This window comes from Chryseobacterium viscerum, from assembly GCF_025949665.1.
GTDB lineage: Bacteria > Bacteroidota > Bacteroidia > Flavobacteriales > Weeksellaceae > Chryseobacterium > Chryseobacterium viscerum_A.
In genome coordinates, this window is sequence record NZ_JAPDFT010000005.1 from 165,004 (window position 1) to 191,847 (window position 26,844).

Below are 26,844 nucleotides of genomic sequence, written 5' to 3' on the forward strand. Positions count from 1 at the left end.
AATTCAATATTTCCAAGATTTCACCAAAATTGCTGGGGTCCGGAAGTATTTAAATGAAGACATTAAGAATAATTAAAATGGTGAAAAAAACGACTTAAATCTAACCTACCTAATATCTCTTTATCCTATGGAAGCATTTCCTATGAAGCTAACCCCATACCAGTCAATTTTTTTTAATGAATGGATGCTTAATCCTTCCCGAAGTGATTATAATATTATATTTGACCAGTCTATGGCTGGATCTATAGATATCCAAAGACTGAATATAAGCCTGATAAGATTTGTTAATAATCAATTGTTGGTAAACAGTAATGTGATCTCCAAATCCGGGGAGCTGTTCTGGAAACGCAGGCCTTTACTTTCAGAAAATGATCAGATATTAACATTTATTCCTCGGGAACTTGGCCTTGAAGAAATACTGGATTTTGCATTACAACCTTTTGATCTGGAAAAAGAACAGTTAGCCAGATTTTATGCAATTCAGTTAGATAACGGAGGCTATAGGATTATCCATATCTTTTCCCATATTCTAGTGGATGGGCTGAGTGCTAACAGTATCTATACAGAACTGAGTACATATTACAACGATCCTGTCTATGAAAACCCAATCAACATTACTGAACAGGCAAAATTGTATGAGAGTTTAAGAACCCAGCTTGAAGATACTTTAGCAAAAGGAAAATCAGAAATGTCAAATTTCTGGAAAACCAATCTGAATGAGGTGGAGAATATTGGTTTTAAATTTTTAAAGACCAGGCCTTTAGAATCAGCATCTGAAAAAAATAAAGCACTTCCGAAAAACCCGGTAAGTGAGCTTCGTTTTAGTATTTCCGAATCTATATTTTCTAAAGTAAGACAATTAACATCAAAATACAAACTTACGCCTTATACATATGGGCAATTGGTATTAGCTGTCTTACTGCATAAAATTTCAGGAGTAGATAATTTTGTGATTAATTATCCGGTTGGAATTACAGAAGGCCAGGATTTTATCTTTGGAGCTCATATTAATACGGTTTTAAAAGGATACCGATTCAATAAAGACACTTCTCTTCAGGACCTGATTGATCAGAATATAGAATACACCAATCAATTAAAAATAAGCAAAGCACGATACTTTCCAGTTGAAGAGCTGATCAGCTATGCTCCTACATCAGATATTTTAGAATATGGATTTGTACAAACCAGTCTTAAAGACGTGGTGATTCATTATGAAGGAACAAGTGATGTGATTATCAACAGTGATCTGAATGTCGATCTGGTGGGTAAATTATCATTTGAACAGGAAGTACGAAACGGACAGCTTAATTATAAGGTTCGGTATGCCAATCAGGATCTTAGCACAGAGTTGGTATTCAATTTTACTAAAATCTATCAACGATTATTTGTTGAAATCCTTGATGAACTTCTGGAAGGAAATCCTGGGAACTCAATAAGTAATTATAAACTTTTAGATACAGAAACCTTCCAAACGATTATTCATGATTGGAATGATACAGGTTCAGATAATCCTTCGGATAAAACCATTCATCAGTTATTTGAAGAGCAGGTAGAAAGAACACCGGATCAAACGGCATTGGTATATCATGCAACTAAACTTTCTTATCGTGAACTCAATGAACGATCAAACCGCCTGGCGAATTATCTTGTTAAAACATATGATCTTCAGCCTGATGACTTGATTCCATTATGTTTGGAGCGTTCTGAAAATATGCTGATTGCCATTCTCGCGGTATTAAAATCTGGAGCAGCATATGTACCAATAGATCCGTCATACCCTTCAGACAGAATTGAACATATTCTTCAGGACACCCGGGCAAAAATAATACTGACCCAGAATTCCGCAATAGATAAGGTACAGACTGCTATTTCAGATATAATCGCGCTGGATGATTATGCTTTTCAAAATATATTGGAAGGTATGAATCCTGACAACCTTTCTATACAGGTTAATCCGGATAATCTGGCTTACGTAATCTATACCAGCGGAACCACAGGACTGCCTAAAGGGGTAATGATAGAACATAGGAATGTAATAAATCTGGTGAATCAGGTACAGGATGCTTATGGCTATAGCAAAGGAGAAAAAATCACAGCATACACTTCCTATGTTTTTGATGTATCCGTATCAGAATTTTTCAATGCTTTATTGTATGGAAACGAACTGCATATACTGGGAGAAAATATCAAAAAAGATGCAGATTTAATAAGCCGTTATTTAATTGATAATCAAATAGCTTATGCCTACCTTCCGCCGGTAATGTTATCTGTATTACCACGCATAGAATATCCGTCCTTAAAAGGGTTACTTTATGCTGGTGAACCTTGTGACTATGAAACAGGAAAATACTGGTCAGAGTATACGAAACTTTATAATCTGTATGGGCCTACAGAAGCTACTATTTATGCTGTTTACAAACAGATACAGCATGGAGATGTACATCTTATCGGGCGTCCTGTAGGTAATACAAAGGCTTATATTCTGGATAATGATTTTCAGCCTGTTCCTATAGGAGCAGTAGGCGAGCTTTACCTTGGTGGAGCGGGCATTGCAAGAGGTTACCTGAACCGCCCGGATTTGACAACCGAGCGTTTCATAAAGAATCCTTTTCAGGGTGAAAATGAAAGACTTTACAAAACCGGAGACCTTGTACGCTGGCTTCCTGATGGGAATATCGAGTATATCGGACGTAATGACTTCCAGGTAAAAATCCGGGGATACAGGATTGAGCTGGAAGAAATAGAAAATAAACTTCACCAGTTTCCGGGAGTAAAACAATCTGTAGTTCTGGTGAAAGAAAACAAAACCGGAATGAAGTATCTGGCAGGGTATTATGTTTCTGATGAAGAATTAAATATTGAAGAACTGACTGTCTTCCTTTCGGAATCCCTTCCGGAATATATGATTCCCGGAGCTTTTGTACAACTGACGGAACTTCCGCTCACTGTTAACGGAAAACTAGACAGAAAACAGCTTCCTGAGCCTGAATTTACAGGAAACAGAGAATATACAGCTCCCCAGAATGAACTGCAGGAAAGACTATGTCAGATCTATGGTGAAATACTTGGATTGAATAGTGAAACCATCAGTATCTATGATGATTTCTTCCGTTTGGGAGGAAACAGTATCATGGCAATAAAGCTGATCAGCAAAATACAGTACGAACTGAAGCTGCAGGCTAATGTATCCATGGTGTTTAGCCACAAAACCATTGTTTCTTTAGCTGAGGTTTTAAGCGGAGAAAATAATATTGATAAACAGGAGAAAATAGTCCCTTTAGAAGTGACTTCAGAGGAAGATCAACGATTATCCTTTGCTCAGGAAAGACTTTGGTTTATTGAAAAATTTGAAGAAGGGAGTAATGTTTACAATATTCCAATGGTATTTAAGCTTGGAACCCATGTTCAGACAGAATTTCTTCAGCAGTCTTTTGAAATGCTGATTCAGCGTCATGAAGTCTTGCGCAGTATGATCCGCTCAACAGAAGAGGGAATGGGATATCAGGTGGTTACAGACCAGAATATTCAGCTTTCTGTAAAAGAGGTTCAAACGAGAGAAGAGCTTGATGAGGAGATCAATAATGCCAATAATAAAATTTTTAATTTAGAGGAAGAACTTCCATTGAATGTAGTCCTTTTCAGGTTGAAAGATCAGAAATATGTATCCGTTGTAGTTCACCACATCGCTTTTGATGGATGGTCTACAGATATTTTTATCAAAGAAATTAACAGTATTTATCACTGCCTTGCAGAAGGAAAAACACCGGAACTTCCAGTTTTAAATATTCAATATAAAGACTTTGCATTATGGCAGAGAAACTATCTTAAAGGAGATACACTTGATCAGCAGATTATTTACTGGAAAGATAAACTTAATGAATTTCAAACGCTTGATCTTCCATTGGATTTTAAAAGGCCGGCACAAACCTCTTACGAAGGAGCAACGGAATATTTTAACTTGCCAGCCGATCTTGTGACAAACCTGAGAGAGCTTTCAAAAGAGCTGGGAGTAAGTTTATATAGCGTGATGCTTAGTGGTTATTCACTGATGTTGTCCGCTTATTCAGGTCAGGATGACATTATTGTTGGAAGCCCTGTTGCCAACCGTCATCATGCAGGTCTTGAAAATATCATCGGTTTCTTTGTTAATACATTGGCGCTAAGAGAGAAAATTGATCCCAATCAGGAGCTTAAAGACTTTATTTTACAGGTTTCCCAATCCGTAATGGAGGCACAATCTCATCAGGATCTTCCTTTTGAAAAGCTGGTAGAAGAGTTGAAAATAGATCAGGATATGTCCCGCCATCCGATTTTCCAGGTTATGTTTGGGCTTCAGAACTTTGAAGAAGGAATTTATTCTGCCCATACAGATGAAGCGATTCTTCTTCCTTTTGACGGGAATATCAATTATCAAACGGCAAAGTTCGATTTAACCATGATGATTGATGATCATGGAGAAGAAGTATGGGGAATATTCAACTATGCAGCATCACTTTTCAATAGAGATACGATTTTGCGTATGAAGGATACTTATGTATTGCTTCTTGAACAGCTTGTTGATCTCAGAAATAAAAAAGAAGAAAGCAGTAAGATCAATGGTCTTTCTTTTATGACAAAAGAAGAGCATAAAAAGATCATAGTAGATCAGAATACATCAGAAAGCTGCCCTGAAACGTATACTATTCACAGATTATTTGAAGATCAGGTACAAAAAAATCCGGATCGTACAGCATTAGTATATCAGAATATTCGATTATCTTATCAGGAGTTGAATGTGAGAGCAAACCGTCTTGCCCATTTTCTTATTGAAACCTATAATCTTCAGGCCGAAGATATGGTTCCTTTATTTTTGGAGCGGTCTGAAGATATGATTATTGCTATTCTTGCTGTTTTAAAAACCGGAGCAGCCTACGTTCCTATGGATCCGTCTTATCCGGCAGACAGAATAAGACATATTTTGGATGATACGAATGCAGAAATTATTCTTACTCAGGAAAAAATATCAGAAAAAATCCAGAATATAGATCTTACCAAGAACATTATCTCATTGGATGATGTTTCTTTCCGGGATGTCATTGAAAAAAGCAATGCAGAGAACCCTGAGACTGAAAATAAGTCAGATAAACTGGCTTATGTGATCTATACCAGTGGAACAACGGGAATGCCTAAAGGGGTAATGATTGAGCACAGAAATGTGGTAAATGTAGTGACTCAGATCAGAGAGGCTTATGGTTTCAGTGAGAATGAGAAGATAACAGCGTTTACTTCTTATGTATTTGATGTATCGGTATCAGAATTTTTTAATACTCTATTGTACGGAAATGAACTGCATATCTTAGATGAAACCATTAAAAAAGATGCAGATTCAATAAGCAGATATTTACTTGATCATCAGATAGCATATGCGTATCTGCCTCCGGTAATGTTATCTGTTCTTCCTCGTATTGAATATCCTGATCTGAAAGGATTACTGTATGCTGGTGAACCATGTGATTATGAAACCGGAAAGTACTGGTCAGAATATACAAGCCTTTATAACCTTTATGGACCTACAGAAGTTACAATTTATGCAACTTACAAAAAAGTAGAGCATGGTGATGTCCATTTGATCGGACATGCCGTAGAAAATACTTCAGTGTATGTACTGGATGGCCTTCATCGCCCGGTTCCCGTAGGAGCTGTTGGAGAACTTTACCTTGGAGGAGTTGGAATTGCACGAGGCTATCTTAACAGACCCGAGCTGACTTCAGAACGCTTTATTCTGAATCCTTTTCAAACAGAAGAACAGAAAGTATACAGTAAGAACGGAAAACTTTATAAAACAGGAGACTTAGTAAAATATCATGCCGATGGAGAGTTGGAATATATCGGAAGAAATGACTTCCAGGTAAAGATCCGCGGCTATAGAATTGAGCTTGGGGAAATTGAAAACAAGTTGCAGCAAAATCCGGTAATTCGCCAGTCGGTAGTTCTTGCTAAAACCAATAAAGCAGGAATGAAATATCTTGTTGGATATTATGTATCTGATGCTGCGATAGAATCTCATGAAATTTCAGAATTTCTGGCAGAAACCTTGCCGGAACATATGATTCCGAGTGTGTATGTACATCTTGAGAAACTTCCATTGACCATTAATGGGAAATTAGATAGAAAGCAACTCCCTGAACCGGAATTTACGATAAGCAGTGAATATACAGCCCCTGAAAACGAATTACAGAAAAAGCTATGTCAGGTTTATGCAGACGTTCTTGGTCTGAACACTTCAGTCATTGGAATTCATGATGATTTCTTCCGTCTTGGAGGAAACAGTATCATGGCCATAAGATTGATCAGCAGTATCAAAAAAGCTTTGAATGTATCAATAGGAGTAGCGGTTGTCTTTACTCATAAAACAGTAGCCTCTCTGTCTCATGTCATTGGCAGCAAGGTTGATGCAGGGTATCAGGAAAATATTGTTCCGATAAAAGTATCTTCTCCGGAAGAACAGCTGCTATCTTTTGCTCAGGAAAGACTTTGGTTTATTGAAAACTTTGAAGGTGGAAGTAATGCCTATAATGTTCCAATGGCCTTCAGATTAAACAAAGAAATACAGTTGGATGTTCTTCAGAGATCATTAGAGACAGTTGTAATGCGACATGAAGTGCTTCGTTCCGTAATCCGGGCTGCAGAAAGTGGAATCGGTTATCAGGTTGTTACAGATCTTATCCCTGAATTCAAGTATAGAGAAGTTGGAACCAAAGAGGAATTGGAGAAAAACATAGATCAATGTGCCCATAAAGTATTCCGTCTGGAAGAAGAAATTCCGGTAGAAACTACTGTTTTCAGGTGGGAAGAAAATCATTATCTGTCTGTTGTAATTCATCACATTGCATTTGACGGATGGTCTGCGGATCTGTTTTTAAAAGAAATACAAACAGTATACAATGCTCTTGTTAAAGGGGGATATCCTCAGCTTCCGGAATTAAAAATTCAATATAAAGACTTTGCTTTATGGCAGAGAAACCATCTTACGGGTGAAACCTTAGAGAAGCAGATCAGTTACTGGAAAAATAATCTTGAAGACTTTGAAGCTCTTAGCCTTCCTTTAGATTTCAAAAGGCCAGCTAACATCTCTTATGACGGTGCTACAGCCCATTTCAGTCTTTCCCTGGAAGTAGGTTCTGGATTGAGAAAACTTTCCAGAGAATGGGGAGTGAGTTTGTACAGTGTGATGTTAGGAGGATATTATTTGATGCTTTCGGCTTATTCAGGCCAGGATGATATTGTCGTAGGAAGCCCTATTGCCAACCGTCATCATGAAGGTCTTGAAGATATGATCGGTTTCTTTGTGAATACATTGGCGCTGAGAGAGAAGATCAATGCAGAACAGGATCTTAAAGATTTTATTCTTCAGATTTCAAAATCAGTAACAGATGCCCAATCTTATCAGGAACTTCCATTTGAAAAACTAGTGGATGAACTGGATATAGAGCAGGACACTTCAAAACACCCGGTTTTCCAGGTAATGTTCGGAGTTCAAAGCTTTGGAATGAATGCAGATCATGAAGCTGTGTTTACTCCTCTGCACCATGAAGTCAACTATCAGGCAGCTAAGTTTGATCTGACCACTATGATTGATGACGGAGAAGAAACGATCAGGGGAATATTCAACTATGCAACCTCTCTTTTCAAAAAAGAAACGGTTTTGAGAATGCAGGGTACTTATCTTCTGCTTCTTAATCAGTTGGCTGCAATAGGAGAGAGCAGTTATAAAAAGATAAAAATCAACGAATTCCGTCTTCTGGAAGATTCAAATTACAGCCAAATCACAGAAGGGTGGAATGAAACGATTTCTGACTATGCTTCTGATAAAACAATACAGCAATTGTTTGAAGATCAGGTGGTAAAAACACCCGATGCTACAGCTTTAGTGTATCAGAATATTGAATGGTCTTATCGGGAACTGAATAAAAGATCAAACCGTTTAGCGAATTATTTAATTAGTACTTACAATCTGCAGCCGGATGATTTAATTCCTTTATGCTTGGAACGCTCCGAAAATATGCTGATGGCTATGATGGCTGTATTAAAAGCCGGAGCCGCTTATGTTCCAATGGATCCTTCCTATCCATCAGAAAGAATTGAACATATTCTTCAGGATACGAAAGCAAGGCTTATTTTAGGTCAGGAAAGTACAATGAAACAGTTGGAAAACAATGCTGTTGATGTTATTGCTTTGGATGAGGTTGTCTTTCAAGCAACACTTGAAACCTTTGATGTTAACAACCCTGTTACCAATGTTAAGGCTAATAATTTAGCCTATGTCATTTACACTAGTGGAACAACCGGAATGCCTAAAGGCGTACTGATAGAGCATAAAGGAGTGGCCAATCTGATACAGCAGCACGCAAAAGAATATGGATTTCTATCAGATCAGTGCATTCAGCAGAAAAACTGTCTTTGGTATGCGAACTATGTATTTGATGCCCATGTAGCTGAGCTTTACCCGGCTCTTGTGCATGGACAATCTGTACATCTTCTGAATAAAGAAACACAGGCGGATCTTATAGGATTACAGCAGTATATTAAAGAAAATAATATAAGTATTGCTACCATTCCTCCGGTTTTACTAACCAAAGAATACATTCTTCCGTTGGAAACACTTTTAGTTGCCGGTGACATCACAAATCCGCAGGTAATGGCCCTGTATAAAGAGCATGGAATAGACCTGGTTAATGCTTATGGACCTACAGAAAGTACCGTATGTGCAACTTTACACCACTACAACGAGGATGAAAATCCATTAAATATCGGAGGCCCGATCGGGAATGTGAGTGTTTATGTTTTAGATCAACATGTAAGACCGGTTCCGGTAGGAGCAGTGGGAGAATTATACATTGGAGGAGCTGGAATTGCAAGAGGGTATCTGAACAGACCCGAACTTACAGAAGAACGTTTTATAGCCAATCCTTTCCAGACTTTAGATCAGAAAACAAAAGGAGAAAATGAACGTCTGTATAAAACAGGAGACCTTGTACGCTGGCTGCCGAATGGCGAGCTGGAATATATCGGAAGAAATGATTTCCAGGTAAAGATCCGTGGTTATAGAATTGAATTAGGTGAGATTGAAAATAAGCTGTTAACCTACCCTGGAATCCGTCAGTCAGCTGTATTAGCTAAGGAAAACAAAGGAGGGTTAAAATATCTTGCAGGTTATTATGTCTCTGAAAATCCTATAGATTCAGTACGTCTTTCAGAATATTTATCCGAATCATTACCAGAATATATGGTTCCGGGAGTATTTGTTCATTTAACATCTTTACCATTAACAGTCAATGGAAAATTAGACAGAAGAGCATTACCTGAACCCGATTTTACAGGAAATAAAGAATATACAGCTCCGGAAACAGTGTTGCAGAAAAAATTATGTCAGATTTATGGTGAGGTTTTAGGCCTTTCTTCAGATAGCATCAGCATTCATGATGACTTTTTCAGACTGGGAGGAGATAGTATCATCAGCATTCAGTTGGTAGGAAGAATCCGCCAGCAATTGGAAGTGAGATTGAGTGTTAAAGAAGTCTTTGCTGCCCGTACTACAGCTTCTCTGGCCTTACTGATAGAAAATAAAAAGACTGAAGAGGAAACTCATATTGTAGCGGAACAAGGATTGTTGCAGGGGGAAGTTCCACTTTTACCCATCCAGGAATGGTTCTTCCATCAGATAGAATCAGGATATCTGGAAGATTTCAATCATTGGAATCAGGCATTCCTCATTAATGTTCCAAAACTTGATAAAGAACTGCTGGAACAATCTGTAAAATATCTGATCGAAAGGCATGATGCCCTCAGACTTCAGTACCACATTCAAAAGGGAGAATACATTCAGGAGTATGGAGAAATAAAAATCCCTTCAGTCAATTATCTCAATATTTCTGGTTTGAATCAGGAAGAATTATCAACGATTTTTACCCATTGGCAGTCTCATTTTAATATTGAAAGGGGTGCGTTATATAATGTCGGATATATTGATGGTTATCAGGATAGTAGTGCAAGAGTTTATTTTGCATTTCATCACCTGATTATTGATGCTGTAAGCTGGAGAATTATCACCGAAGATTTAAAAAACATTTATCAATCCCTTGAAAAAGGAGATACAAAATCTCTTGCATCCCATATCAAAGGAACCAGCTACCGTCAGTGGGCAGAAGCTGTAAAAACGTACAGATCAGAATCTCAGGAACAGGAGCTATTGTTTTGGAACACTATTGCAGAAACAGTTGAAGAGAATAATAGAAATCTGGAAAATTTCGTAAGTGAAAATTACCAGGAGAATCAATTGATTATATCCGAAGAAACAACCCAAAAGTTAATCAGAGGCATTCACCATGTTTACAATACGCAGATCAATGATGTGCTGCTTTCTGCATTATCTCTTTCACTTTCAGAATTAACAGGACATGAAAATCATTCCGTTGTTTTGGAAAGTCATGGCCGTGAAGAAATATTCGGTCATCTTGATATTACGGAAACAGTAGGTTGGTTTACTTCTATGTATCCGATGCTTTTAAAGAAAGGTGATGATTGGGCAAATACTGTAGTGGAGACTAAAGAAACACTCAGAAGCATTCCTCACAACGGAATTGGTTACGGTAGCTTGATGGGCTATACAGAACAGGAATTGCCTAAAATCAGTTTCAATTACCTGGGACAGCTGGATCAGGAAACCGGAGAAAAAAGCTGGTTTATTGCTGCAGAAGACAGCGGTTTAAGTATTGGGAATAAAAACAAAGACACTTACTATATCAGTATCAATGGTGCTGTAATAGACGGTAAACTTCAGTTTAAGGTTGCGGGTTATCTGAAAGATGATCAGATAAGTTTGTTCTCAGAATCTTTTAAAACAAAAATAGAGGAAGTTGTTCATCAGTTTTCCCAAACAAACAGAAACTTCCTGACTCCATCTGATGTAGATTATATAGTTGAAGAAGCTCAGCTTGCAGACATTCAGAAGGAAGGAGAAATTGAAGGAGTTTATTTGGCCAACAGTTTACAGGAAGGGTTTGTATATCATGCTTTAAATCAAGGGGAAACAGATGATGCTTACCGTGTACAATTAATCTGGGATTATTTTGCCGAAATCAACGCTGAAAAACTCAAAAAATCATGGGAACTGACACAGGAACGCTATCCCGCACTCAGAATAAGATTTAACTGGAATGGAGAAATCGTTCAGGTTATTGATAAAAAAGGAAATCTGGATTGGAGATATCAGGATATCAGCGGGATCAATGAAGAAGCTCAGAATGGTCTGATTGAAAAAATAACACAAAAAGACCGCTTTGAGGTGTATGATCTATCCAAAGGCAATCTCTTCAGAATTTATCTTTTCAAACGAGGAGAAAGCCATTACAGCTGCTTGCTTAGCAACCATCATGCGATTCTGGATGGATGGAGCTTGCCTGTTATTCTGAATAGCGTTCATGAATCATATCTTCAACTGAACAAAAATCATCAGCCTGAATTTATTGCAGATACAGCGTATACGGATACCCAAAAATACCTGCAGCAAAATAAAGAACTCAGCAGAAGCTTCTGGAAAAGCTATATGGATCAGGTTGAAGATCAGGAGGATCTGACTAATTTATTGAAAGAAAGTCAAAGACATACAGATCTGGGTATTTATAAACATATCAAAGATCATCAGGATGTAGAACTTTTGATAGAAGGAGAGCAGTATCAACAATTAAAAGAATTTACCCAAACAAATGGCTTTACTGTAAATGCTGTTCTGCAGTATTTATGGCATCATCAGCTGAAGATTTATAGTAATTCTGAAGTGACTGTCGTAGGAACTACCGTATCCGGAAGAAACCTTCCTATTGACGGAATAGAATCTTCTGCAGGACTTTATATCAATACGCTGCCATTGATTGTTAACCATGAAGAAGGTAAAATAAAAGACCATATAGTAAAGCTTCAGGAGAATATCAGTGAGCTTAATGGCCATAGTGATGTTAACCTGGCAAGTCTTCAACGTGATGGGCGCAGAATTTTCAGCAGTTTATTTGTCTATGAAAACTATCCTGTTCCTCAGGGAGAAAATAACAACGATCTAGGTTTTGTATTCAGAGATGCAGTAGAAAGATTGGATTATCCGCTTGGAGTAACAGCTTTTGAACGGGATGAGAAGGTTTCTCTTGTGGTAAGTTATGAAGGATGTCTGTTCGGGAGAAAGATGATGAATCAGCTGCTTAAAGGCATTCAAACGACGCTGAATCAGCTGTTGGAAAAACCTGAAATGGCCTCTGAAGATCTGTCTTATATCACCTTAGAAGATCAGGAAAAAATAACAATAGACTGGAACAATACCTGGACTGAATTCCCAACAGGTAAAACGATCCAAAGCATGTTTGAAGCTCAGGCAGCTAAAACACCGGATCGTATAGCTTTGGTATATCAGGATGTAACTTTATCCTATAAAGAGCTTAATGAACGTGCAAACCACCTTGCCAACTATCTGAACAACCATTATAATCTTCAGCCGGATGATCTTGTTCCTCTATGCCTGGAACGTTCAGAAAATATGCTGATTGCTATTTTAGCTGTATTAAAATCAGGAGCAGCTTACGTTCCGATGGATCCAACCTATCCAACAGACAGAATACAACATATTCTTCAGGATACACAGGCAAAAATAGTTATTACCCAAAATAGTGTTGAGGCAAAATTCAATGAAATTCACTCAGAAAAAGCAGAAATTCTGTTATTAGATGATGAAAAACTGATAAAAAAGCTTGAAAACAGAAGTATTGAAAATCCGGTTACTCAAACTCAGGCAGACGATCTGGCTTATGTGATCTATACCAGTGGAACAACAGGGATGCCTAAAGGAGTAATGATAGAGCATAGAGGGGTGATAAACCTGGTTAGTGACCTTTATGCCCGTTACGACCTGAATGAATCTGAAATCATTCTTCAGTTTGCCAACTATGTATTTGATGCCTCGGTAGAGCAGATTTTCTTAGGCTTATTGAATGGATGTCAATTACTGTTCATAGACAATCAGGAAATGCTGAATGAAGAGGAATATATCAGGAAATTAAAGGATTATAAAGTAACCTATCTGCCTTTTACCCCTTCCGTACTGCAAAATATAGATGTTACAACAGTAGAAAGTGTGCGGACATTAGACTCCGGAGGAGAGGCTTTACCGGCAGATCTGCATAGCAAATTGAAAAATGGAAACTTCCTGTTTGTTAACTCTTATGGGCCTACAGAAGTTACCATTACGTCCCTTGTCAATACCAATCGTGAGATCAACTGCATTGGACGTCCGCTTAATAATACAAGTGTATACGTTCTGGATCAGTTTTACCGTCCCGTTCCTGTAGGCGCTGTAGGAGAGCTTTATATCGGAGGAGTTGGGGTGGCTCGTGGGTATCTGAACAGACCGGAGCTTACAGAAGAACGTTTCATCAGTAATCCATTCCAGACAGAAGAACAGAAAAGCAGAGTTGAAAACAGCAGAATTTATAAAACTGGAGACCTTGTACGGTGGCTTCCGGACGGAAATATTGATTATATCGGAAGAAATGACTTCCAGGTAAAAATAAGAGGATTCCGTATAGAATTAGGAGAAATCGAAAACAGATTGCTTCAGTATCCGGGAATCCGCCAGGGAACAGTTCTTGTGAAAGAAAACAGTGCAGGACTGAAATATCTTGTCGGCTACTATATTGCTGATGGAAGTATAGACACCCATCTGATTTCAGAATTTATGTCAGAAACACTTCCTGAATACATGGTTCCTGCTGCATTTGTGCATTTAACAACATTACCACTGACAATCAATGGTAAACTTGACAGAAAACAGCTTCCTGAACCTGAATTTACCATAAATAAAGAATATACAACCCCTCAAAGTGAACTTCAGAAAAAACTTGTAGAAATCTATGGAGAAGTACTGGGACTATCTGCTGAGAATATCAGCATTCATGATGATTTCTTCAGATTAGGAGGAAACAGTATTATGGCGATCAAGCTTATCAGTAAGATCAAACAAAACATAGATTTGCAGGTAAATGTTGCTAAAATATTCAGCAATAAAACAGTTGTGGCCCTGGAAAAAGTCCTGATGGATGATAATAATCCTACTGAGCAGATAAGCATACAGCATGTTGAAGTAAATACTCCGGAAGAACAGAGATTATCCTTTGCTCAGGAAAGACTTTGGTTTATAGAAGCTTATGAAAAAGGAAGCAATGCCTACAACATTCCAATGGCGGCTGTTCTGGATGATAAAACAGATATTGAGGCTTTATGTACAGCTTTAAAAGCCGTTGTAAAACGTCATGAAGTACTTCGTTCAGTTATCAGAACCACAGAAGAAGGAGTAGGGTATCAGGTAGTTACAGACTTACTTCCTGAAATTAAAAGAACAGAAGTATATACCAGGGAAGAACTTGATCATCATATCAATCAATGCGCCAATAAGGTATTTAACCTTGATGAAGAAATTCCGGTACATATAGAATTTTTTACGTTTGAAAATCAGAATTATATCTCCATTGTTATTCACCATATTGCTTTTGACGGATGGTCTGCTGATATATTTCTAAATGAGGTACAAACTATTTATAACAACCTGATTAAAGGGGAAACTTCAGAGCTTTCAGCCTTAAAAATCCAGTATAAGGACTTCGCTTTATGGCAAAGAAATTACCTTACAGGAGACCGGATGGAGCAGCAGATCAGTTATTGGAAAAGCCAGCTGGAAGATTTCCAGAACCTTGATCTTCCTACAGACTTCCGAAGACCTTTGCAAATATCGTATGAAGGAGAAAACTTATACTTCAACCTGACCATAGAGCAGGGCGAAAAACTTAGAAACCTATCCAAAGATCTCGGAGTGAGTCTGTACAGTGTCATGCTGGGAGGTTATTATCTGATGTTATCTGCCTATTCAGGGCAAGATGATATTGTGGTGGGTAGCCCGATTGCAAACCGACACCATGCCGGCTTGGAAGATATTATAGGATTCTTTGTCAATACACTTGCATTAAGAGAAAAAATAGACCCGAAACAAAGCCTTAAAGATTTTATTCTTCAGGTATCAAAGTCCGTTACAGATGCACAATCTCATCAGGATCTTCCGTTTGAGAAGCTGGTAGACGAACTGGGAATAGAACAGGATACTTCAAGACATCCGGTTTTCCAGGTGATGTTCGGATTACAGAATGAAACAGTACTTATCCAGAATAATGAGGCTATATTTTATCCGTTTGACGGACAATTAGGCTATCAGGTAGCGAAGTTTGATCTGACCACTATGATTGATGACAATGGAGAAAATATCCATGGAATGTTCAATTATGCCAAAGCAGTATTTTCTAGGGAAACAATTCAGAATATGATTGATTCTTACTTGTTTTTGCTTAATCAGATCGCAGAAACTGATGAATATGAAACAACACAGCTTTCCGAATTAGATCTAGTTCCGCAGGAAAATTATAAAAAGATTACGGAGAACTGGAATACTATCCGCAAAGAATATCCATCAGAAATGACTATTCATGAGCTGTTTGAACAGCAGGTTGAAAAAACACCACATCAAACAGCGTTGGTATATCAGAATGTTAGGTTGTCTTACAAAGAATTGAACGAAAAAGCCAACCGCTTGGCCAACCATCTCATAGAAGCCTATGACCTTCAGCCTGATGATTTGATTCCCTTATGCCTTGAGCGTTCAGAAAACTTGCTGATTGCCATTCTGGCGGTATTAAAAGCTGGTGCTGCTTATGTACCGATGGATCCTTCCTATCCTGCAGACAGAATCCGTCATATTCTGAAAGATACTGGAGCGAAAATTGTAGTGGCAGAAGAAAATACGGCTGATAAAACAGAACATTCAAATGTAATCACATTGGATGAGGTTAGTTTTAAAGCTTTACTTGAAACAGCTGATTCTAATAATCCTGTAACCAATACAAAATCTACTGATCTGGCCTATGTCATTTACACCAGCGGAACAACAGGGTTGCCAAAAGGGGTAATGATTGAACATCGAGGAGTGATAAACCTCATTGGATCAATGATAAAGGCTCACCGACTTGAAGAATATAAAGAAGTAGGCTGCTATTCAAATTATGTTTTTGATGCCTTTGTTTATGAAGCGTTCCCTGTGCTTTGTAACGGGAATACCTTATGGTTATATAGCAATGATCTCAGAACTTCAGTAGGAGAACTTAATGAGTATATCAATGAAAATAAAATAGAAGTTTCCTTTATTCCACCAGTTTTGTTAAGAGAAATTGTGGAGAACGGAACAAGCTTACAGTTGATTTTCGCAGGAGGTGAAAGCTTCCCGGCTTTAGATCAGAATATTGATGATATTATCCTGATTAACGAGTATGGTCCGACAGAAGGAACCGTATGTTCTACCTTGCACTATTACAAAGAAGATTATAATGCATTAAACATTGGTGGTCCTATAGACAACATGAGTGTTTATGTGCTGGATCAGCATCTTCGTCTCGTTCCGGAAGGAGCAGTAGGAGAGTTGTACATCAGCGGAGCAGGAATTGCCAGAGGATATCTGAACAGACCGGAGCTTACTGAAGAACTTTTCATCGCAAACCCTTTCCAGACTCGGGAACAAAAAGAAAGAGGTGAAAATAACCGTTTGTATAAAACCGGAGATTTAGTACGTTGGCTTGCTAATGGAGAATTGGAATACATCGGAAGAAATGATTTCCAGGTTAAAATAAGAGGACACAGAATCGAGTTAGGAGAAATTGAAAATACACTGCAGCAATATCCTGAAATCAAACAAACTGTAGTCTTAGCTAAAGAAAACCAGGCAGGATTGAAATATCTTGCAGGGTATTATGTGTCTGAGTCAGTGATAGATTCTGATGTGCTTTCAGACCATTTATCAGCTTCATTGCCGGAATATATGATCCCGGCAGTATTTGTTCATCTGAACTCTTTACCTCTGACAATCAATGGTAAACTGGATAGAAGAGCTTTGCCAGAACCGGAATTTACCGGTGGAAAAGAATATACAGCGCCTGAGACTGATCTTCAGAAAAAATTAACTGAAGTTTATGGTGAAGTTTTAGGTATTCCATCTGAAACAATCAGTATTCATGAAGATTTCTTCAGATTGGGAGGAAACAGTATCATGGCCATTAAACTGATCAGTAAGATCAGACAGGTTTTGGGAGTACAAATTGCTGTAGCAGCTGTTTTCAGTCATAAAACCATTGCTTCACTTTCTCATATATTGGCAGATGAAAATAATACTGCAGAACAGATTGTCATTACTCCTGTCAAGGTAGAATCTCCGGAAGAGCAGAGATTATCCTTTGCCCAGGAAAGACTTTGGTTCATCGAAAATTATGAAGGCGGAAGCAGTGCTTATAACATTCCGATGGTTTTCCGTCTGGATGAAAAAACAGATCTTCAGTCCCTATGTAAAGCTTTGGATGCCGTTGTAATGCGTCATGAAGTCCTTCGCTCCGTGATCCGTATGACCAATGATGGCTTAGGTTGGCAATCTGTGGTAGATGATATCCCTGTAATCCATCAGCAGGAAGTAAAAACAATGGCTGAGCTGGAAGAAAAAGCAAGTCATATCGCCAATAAAATCTTCAATCTGGAACAGGAACTGCCTGTAAATATTCATATTTTCAAGCTTGAAAATGATTATTATCTGTCTGTTGTCATTCACCATATTGCATTTGACGGATGGTCGGCAGGGATATTCCTGAAAGAAGTCATTCACATGTATGAGGCCATCAAAGAAGAAAAAGCCCATAATCTTCCGGCTTTAAAAGTGCAGTATAAAGACTTTGCTTTGTGGCAGCGAAATTATCTGACGGGGGAACGCCTTAATACTCAGGTTAATTATTGGAAAAATAAACTTAGTGGCTTCCAGAACCTTGATCTGCCATCAGATTTCAAGAGACCGGCTCAAATGTCTTATGACGGAGACAGCATTTATTTCCATATCAGTGAAGAGCAAAGCCAAAAGCTGAGAGAACTGTCAAAAGATCTTGGTGTAAGCTTATTCAGCATCCTTTTAGGAGGATATTATCTGATGCTTTCTGCCTATTCCGGACAGGATGATATTGTGGTAGGAAGCCCTATTGCGAACCGTCACCATCCGGGATTGGAAGATATTATCGGGTTCTTTGTCAATACTTTAGCTTTAAGAGAAACAATTGATCCGGAGCAGAATATTAACGATTTTATAAGGCAGATATCCACTTCAGTAACCGAAGCACAGGCTTATCAGGATCTTCCTTTTGAAAAACTTGTGGAGGAACTAGGTGTAGAGAAAGATACTTCTCGTCATCCTGTATTCCAGGTGATGTTTGGTCTTCAAAGCTTTGGAGAAAACCTTTCCGGTAATCAGTCAATCCTTCATCCTTTTGAAGGAAAAATGGATTATGAAGTGGCTAAATTCGATATTACCACGATGATTGATGATAGTGATGAGACCATTCATGGAATGTTCAACTATGCTCAATCAATCTTCTCCGGAGAAACAGTTAAGAATATGATGAATTCCTATCTGTTTATGCTTGAACAGATAGCAGATACTAAAGGAAAACAAGAGTTTACATTAGCACAGCTAGCCCTTATTTCTCAGGAACAACAGCAATCCGTATCAAAATTATGGGCTTCTGAAACGTATTATTCAGATCAGAATACCATTCATGGCTTATTTGAAGCACAGGCTGAAAAAACCCCGGATCATACTGCTGTAGTGTATCAGGAGGCGAGATTATCCTATAAAGAACTTAATGAACGGTCCAATCGCTTGGCGAACTATCTGATTAAAAATTATGACCTTCAGCCGGATGATTTAGTTCCATTATGTCTGGAGCGTTCCGAAGACATATTGGTGGCTATTCTGGCTGTTTTAAAAGCAGGAGCAGCCTATGTTCCGATGGATAACTCGTATCCGGTGGAAAGAATTAAACATATTCTTGATGATACGGGGGCAAAAATAGTATTGGCACACCATAGTTCAGCCCAAAGTGTTAAAGAAGCTTGCGGTGGCGCTGCGGCCATGCTTATATTAAACAGTCCGGAAGTAGTGGAAACGCTTCAAAACAGCAGTATTTCCAATCCGGTACCTCAGGCAGAACCCCATCATATGGCTTATGTGATCTACACCAGTGGAACAACCGGAATGCCTAAAGGTGTAATGCAGGAGCACCGAAACGTGGTGCGTCTTTTCAGTGCAACTGATCATTGGTATCAGTTTAACGATCAGGATGTTTGGAGTTTATTCCATTCCTATGTATTTGATTTCAGTGTATGGGAGATCTGGGGAGCGCTGCTATACGGAGGTAAACTTTTAGTGCCGTCTTCAGAACAGACCAAGGATACCAACTTATTCTTCAGCTTATGCCTGAAAGAAGGGCTTACTGTATTGAATCAGACGCCAACTGCTTTTTATCAGTTTATTGATACAGCCCTTCAACGTGAAGAACAACTGGCAGAACTACGTTATGTAATATTTGGAGGAGAAGCTTTAAATCTTGCCTCTTTAAAACCATGGTATGAGCGTTATCGTTCAAAACCTGAACTGATTAACATGTATGGAATTACCGAAACTACCGTCCATGTTACCTATAAAAAATTAAGTGCAGAAGATCTGAATAAAGCCTCTCTGATTGGAGAAAACATCCCTGATCAGGCAGTGTATATACTTGATAATCATCTTCGTGCCGTTCCTGTTGGAGCTGTTGGAGAACTGTATGTGGGTGGAGCGGGAATCGCCAGAGGATATCTGAACAGACCAGAGCTGACAGCCGAACGCTTTATAAAGAACCCTTTCCAAACTTTAGAACAAAAAGAAAGTGGGAAAAACAGAATTCTTTACAAAACAGGAGACTTAGTACGCTATCTGCCTGATGGAGAACTGGAATACATCGGAAGAAATGACTTCCAGGTAAAAATCCGTGGCTACAGAATTGAGCTGGGAGAAATAGAAAACAGATTGCTGGAGTATCCGGAAATAAGACAAGCCGTAGTTCTTGACAAAGAAAATAAAGCAGGAATGAAATATCTGGTAGGGTATTACGTTTCTGATGCCGCTTTGAAAGTAGAGAAAATCACAGCATTTTTATCCGAAGTGCTACCGGAATACATGGTGCCGGCAGCCTTTGTTCATTTAACTTCATTACCATTGACCATCAATGGAAAGCTGGATAGAAGACAACTCCCCGAACCTGAATTTACAGGCGGAAAAGAATACACTGCTCCGCAGAATGGGCTTCAGGAGAAATTATGCCAGATCTATGGTGAGGTCCTTGGCCTGGATGCTTCAGGTATTGGTATTCATGATGATTTCTTCAGATTAGGAGGTGACAGTATCATCAGTATTCAGCTGGTCAGCAGAATAAGACAGCGCTTAGAGACAAGAATCAGTGTTAAAGATGTATTTGCTTCAAAATCAGTACAGAATATTTCTGAATTGATCGAAAACAAAGCAAAAGAAGAGCAAACCCGTATTCTGACAGAACAAGGACAATTGACAGGACATTTAGCTTTCCTTCCAATTCAGGAATGGTTCTTCCAACTGGTAGAAGAAGGCTATGTTGGAGATCTGAATCACTGGAATCAATCCTTTTTGATTAAAGTTCCTGAACTGAACAGAAATCTGCTGGAGCAAAGTGTAAAATTGCTTATCGAAAAACATGATGCCTTCAGAATTCACTATCCGAAAGAAAACGGAAAATACACTCAGCAATACGGAATCAATACGATACCGGAAATAAAGTATCTGGATGCTTCAGAAGCACAACTGGAAGAACTTTCAGGTATCCTTACGGAATGGCAGGCTCAGTTTGATATAGAACAAGGGCCATTATTCCAGATTGGATATATAGCTGGCTATGAAGATGGAAGCGCAAGGATTTTCTTTGGTCTTCATCACCTTATCATAGATGCTGTAAGCTGGAGAATTATTACCGAAGACATAAAAAATATTTATCAAACCCTTGAAAAAGGAAATACCCTTGAAGTTCCTGTAAAAGGAAGCAGTTACCGTCAATGGATTGATGCCATAAAAACCTATAAGCTTGATAATCCGGAATCCAGAGAAACGGAGCATTCTTATTGGAGAGCCATTACAAATACGGTTGCAGAGAGCAATACTATTCTCACAGCATTATCTTCTCCTGAATATCATTCTTCCAGCCTTATTCTGAATGCAGGATATACAGAAAAACTGATCAGGGAAGTACATCACGTATACCATACCCAGATCAATGATCTACTCTTATCTGCACTGGCTTCTGCGCTTTCAGACCTTACAGGAGTATCAGCTCATGCTGTTCTGCTTGAAGGGCATGGGCGTGAAGATGTATTTGGAAATATGGATATTACAGAAACCGTTGGTTGGTTTACTTCTATGTATCCACTTCTTCTAAAGTCAGGAAATGATGTAAAAGATACTGTAATTCTGACCAAAGAATCTCTGAGAAGTATTCCAAATAACGGAATTGGGTACGGAAGCCTTGTTGGATATACAGAAAGAGAACTTCCAAAGATCAGTTTCAATTATCTTGGACAGCTTGACCAGGAAGAAAGTACAGGAGAGAAAACCTGGTATATTGCCGGAGAAGACAGCGGAAAATCTATGGGAGACAAGAACCGTGATAATGATATCATTACGGTGAACGGAGCCATTACAGACGGACAGCTTCGATTCGGAATTTCAGGATATCTTTCACAGGATCAGATTGATCTTCTGGCAGAAAGACTGAAAGAATACATTCAACAAACGGTTGATGAATTAACAACCGAAAAAAGAAACTGGCTTACCCCGTCAGATACTGGAAATATTGTTGGAAAAGAACAATTGATGCAAATCCAGGAGTCAGGAGAAGTTGAGGGCGTTTACCTTGCCAACAGTTTACATGAAGGATTTGTATATCATGCCTTAAGTCAGGGAGATAAAGATGATGCTTACAGAGTACAGATTGTATGGGATTATCTTGCTGAAATCAACCCTGATCTCCTTAAAAAAGCATGGTCATATGCCCAGAATCAGCTTCCGACACTGAGACTTAGATTTGAATGGAGTGAAGAGATTGTACAGGTTATTGATAAAAAAGGAATACTGGACTGGCGTTATCAGGATATTCAGGATATGACTGAAGAGGATCAGGAATCTTTAATTACAAAAACGACTCAAAAAGACCGTTTTGAGATATATGATCTGTCCAAAGGAAGTTTGTTCAGAGTCTACCTGTTCAAACGCTCAGACAAACGTTATACCTGTTTGTTCAGCAATCACCATGCTATTCTTGACGGCTGGAGTATGCCCGTATTCCTTACGATGATTCATGAAGCATACCTCGCATTAATCAAAGGAAATACTCTTTCTCCGGCTCTGGATACAGCCTATGCCGAAGCGCAAAAGTATCTTCAGGAGAATAAAAACAGGAACGGAGACTTCTGGAAAAACTATATGGGACTTCTTGAAGATCAGGAAAACCTGAATTGCCTGGTTAAAGAATCCCAGAAACATATTGATCTTGCCGAATATAAGCATATTGTAGACCATCAGGCAGTGAAGATGCTGATTGTAGGCGAGCAATATCAAAACCTGAAAAAATTCACGTCTGATAACGGACTTACAGTCAATGCTGTACTCCAGTTCTTATGGCATAAACAGCTTAGCTTATATAGCAATAGTGCAACAACTGTTGTAGGAACTACTGTATCAGGACGAAGCATTCCGGTAGATGGAATAGAATCCTCTGTAGGGCTTTACATCAATACACTGCCATTAATTGTGAATCATGAAGATGGCAAAATAATAGATCGTATTGCAGAAATTCAGCACAGAATCAGTGAATTGAATACCCATAGCGGTGTCAACCTGGCAAGTCTTCAGCATGATGGACGCAGAATTTTCAGCAGTTTATTCGTGTATGAAAACTATCCGGTACCTAACGGAGAGGATGATAATGAGCTGAAAACATTAGGATTTGTATTAAAAGAATCCGTGGAACGACTGGATTACCCATTAGGAATTGTCGCTTATGAAAATGAAGATGAGGTACTGTTAAAAATCAAATATGACAGTTTCTTATTTGAAAATGAAATGATGGAGCAGCTGCTTCAGGGAATGGAAACAGTTCTTGAACAGCTCCTGAAATCTTCCGATATCAAATCAGAGGAACTGTCCTACCTTACTTCAGAACAGCATCAGAAGGTAACAATAGATTGGAATGCTACAGAAATAGCTTATCCTGAGGAATATACCATTCATAAAATGTTTGAAGAACAGGTAGAAAAAACTCCGGATAATACTGCATTGATCTTTCAGGATATAAAACTTTCCTATCGGGAACTGAATCAAAGAGCAAACCGTCTGGCTCATTATCTTATTGAAACTTATGATCTTCAGCCTGATGATCTGGTTCCGTTATGCCTTGAACGTTCAGAGCACATGCTGATCGCTATTCTGGCTGTTTTAAAAGCCGGTGCAGCCTATGTTCCGATGGATCCAACCTATCCGGTTGATAGAATTGAACATATTCTTCATGATACCGGAGCAAAAATCCTCCTTACTCAGAAAGAAATAGGAGAAAATCCGCAAATGTCCCGAATGGCAGAAACAATTCTGCTGGATAGCCAAAAAATACTTGATAAACTGGAACATTCAGGGGCTGAAAATCCTGTCACTCAGACTAAGTCAAACAACCTTGCCTATGTTATCTACACCAGTGGAACTACAGGATTGCCAAAAGGAGTAATGGCGGAACACAATGGAGTTATCAATCTTATTGAGGATCTGTTCTCCCGTTATCAGCTAGGAAATGAGGAAGTAATTCTTCAGTTTGCCAACTACATATTTGATGCATCTATCCAGCAGATATTGCTTGCAATATTGAAAGGAAACAGTTTATTATTTATTAAAAATCAAAAGATACTCAACGAAGAAACGTTTATACAGACCCTTAATCAGCATAATGTTTCTTATATACATCTTACACCAACGGTATTACAAAGCATAGACTTTACCCGGGTAAAGAATCTGCGTACTCTGATTTCTGGGGGAGAAGCGATGCCGGCTGATCTGTTTAAAAAATTAAGCGGAAGAAACTTCAGGCTGGTCAATTCATATGGGCCTACAGAAGTTACTATCACATCCATTGTTAATCCCGAAGGAAAGAATACCAATATTGGACGACCGCTTAACAATACCACGGTATATGTATTAAACAATTATCTTCATCCGGTGCCTGTAGGGGCGATTGGGGAGCTTTATATTGGTGGAGAAGGAATTACCAGAGGATATTTGAACAGACCTGAGCTTACAGCAGAACTTTTCATCAGCAACCCATTCCAGACCATAGAACAAAAAGAAAAAGAGAAAAATGGAATCCTTTACAAAACGGGAGATTTAGTACGGTATCATACCAACGGAGAACTGGAATACATTGGAAGAAATGACTTCCAGGTGAAAATCCGTGGTTACAGAATAGAATTGGGTGAAATAGAAAACACGCTATTGCAATATTCTGGTATCAAACAATCTGTAGTATTGGCCAGGAACAATAATGCAGGAATGAAATACCTGGTAGGATATTATGTTTCAGAAATGGCTATAGAACCGGATCAGCTTACAGCATTCCTTTCCGAAGCCTTACCAGAATATATGATTCCTGCTGCCTTTGTGCATTTGGAATCCCTTCCGGTAACCATCAATGGTAAATTAGACAGAAGAGCACTTCCGGAACCGGCTTTTACGGGAGAAAAAACTTATACAGCTCCTGAAAATGAACTGCAGGAAAAACTATGTCAGATCTACGGGGATGTTCTTGGATTAAATGCTTCAGGCATTGGTATTCATGATGATTTCTTCAGATTGGGAGGAAACAGTATCATGGCTATCAAGCTGATTAGCAATATCAAAAGAGTGTTGGATATAAGAGTAAATGTAACCGTTGTATTTGCTCATAAGACAGTAGCTTCTCTTTCGGATGTGTTAGCTGGTGAAAATGTCAATGAGCAGGAAGTTATTGTTCCTGTAAAAGTATCTTCTCCGGAAGAACAAAGGCTCTCATTTGCCCAGGAAAGGCTTTGGTTTATTGAAAACTACGAAGGCGGAAGCAATGCATACAATATTCCTATGGCTGTTCGTCTTGATGCAAAAGTCAATATTCCGAAGCTATGCACAGCCCTTGAAACCATCGTAATGCGCCATGAAGTGTTACGAAGCATTATCCGTTCCACAGATGAAGGAAAAGGATATCAGATTGTAATGGACAAAGCTCCTGAAATTCATACCCGTCACGTTTATTCAAAAGAAGAACTGAATGAGGCGGTAAATACGGCTTCAGGCAAGATCTTCCGTCTGGATGAAGAGTATCCTTTAGCTATCAACCTTTTCAGATTAGAAAGCGATCATTATCTGACCGTAGTTATTCATCATATTGCATTTGATGGATGGTCTACTGATATATTCCTGAGAGAGTTACAAACAATTTATCATGCTTTAGTTAATAATCAGGATTATGAACTTCCGGAATTAAAGATTCAGTACAAAGACTTTGCATTATGGCAGAGAAACTATCTTTCTGGAGAACGTCTTGACAGCCAGGTTGGATATTGGACAAGAAAACTGGATGATTTCCAGACTCTGAATCTTCCAACAGATTATAAAAGGCCTGCTCATGTTTCTTATGAAGGAGATACTGTTGATTTTATCATTGATCAAAAAGTAGCTGCTGGTCTTAGAAATACATCTAAAAAGCTGGGAATAAGTCTATACAGCGTGATGCTGAGCGGATATTACCTGATGTTGTCAGCCTATTCCGGTCAGGATGATATTCTGGTAGGAAGCCCTATTGCCAACCGTCATCACGAAGGACTCGAAGATATTATCGGATTCTTTGTCAATACCTTTGCTTTAAGAGAAAAAATAGATCCGGAGCAGAACCTTCAAGATTTTATTCTTCAGGTATCAGCGTCCGTTACAGAAGCACAGTCTCATCAGGACCTTCCTTTTGAAAAGTTGGTAGAAGAGTTGGGAGTAGAAAAAGACATGTCCCGTCATCCTGTTTTCCAGGTGATGTTTGGATTGCAGAGCTTTGGAGGAAATTCAGATAGCAGAGACGTATTATTCCATCCTTTTGAAGGAAAGACAGAGTATCAGGTGGCCAAATTTGATCTTACGGCTATGATTGATGATGGAGAAGAAACGATAAAAGGCTTCTTCAATTATGCCAAAACCCTTTTCTCAAGAGAAACGATTAGTAACATGATCAATTCTTATGTATATCTTCTTGATCAGGTTTTCGGTGTTGATGATATCAATTTGGAAAATATCAGGTTAGGTGCATTAAACTTAATTTCTGCAGAAGACAATAAAAAAATTGCTGAAGAATGGAATTCAACAGAGAATGTATATCCCTCAGAAAAAACAATTCAGAATCTGTTTGAAAGCCAGGTTGAAAGAACCCCTGGCCGTACAGCTTTAGTATACAAAGATATTAGGCTTTCTTATCAGGAACTGAATGAAAGATCAAACCGATTAGCAAACTATCTGATAGCTACTTATAATCTTCAGCCGGATGAACTGGTGCCATTATGCTTAGAACGTTCCGAAAATATGCTGATTGCTATTTTAGCGGTCTTAAAATCCGGAGCGGCGTATGTTCCAATGGATCCTTCTTATCCTATAGAGCGAATAGAACATATTCTTCAGGATACCGGAGCAAGACTGATTTTAGGCCAGGAAAGTACATCAGAAAAGTTGAAAAACCTGGCAGCAGATGTGATCTCTTTAGAAGAGATTACCTTTAAAGCAAAGCTTGAAACAGAGTCAAC

Annotated in this window: 1 protein-coding gene; it reads left to right on the plus strand. The window is 38.6% G+C overall.

Annotated features, from left to right (window positions below):
- Window positions 1-127: 127 nt before the first annotated feature.
- Window positions 128-26,844 (plus strand): non-ribosomal peptide synthase/polyketide synthase (locus OL225_RS20600; protein WP_264519433.1); only part of this gene is annotated, 26,717 nt, incomplete at its 3' end.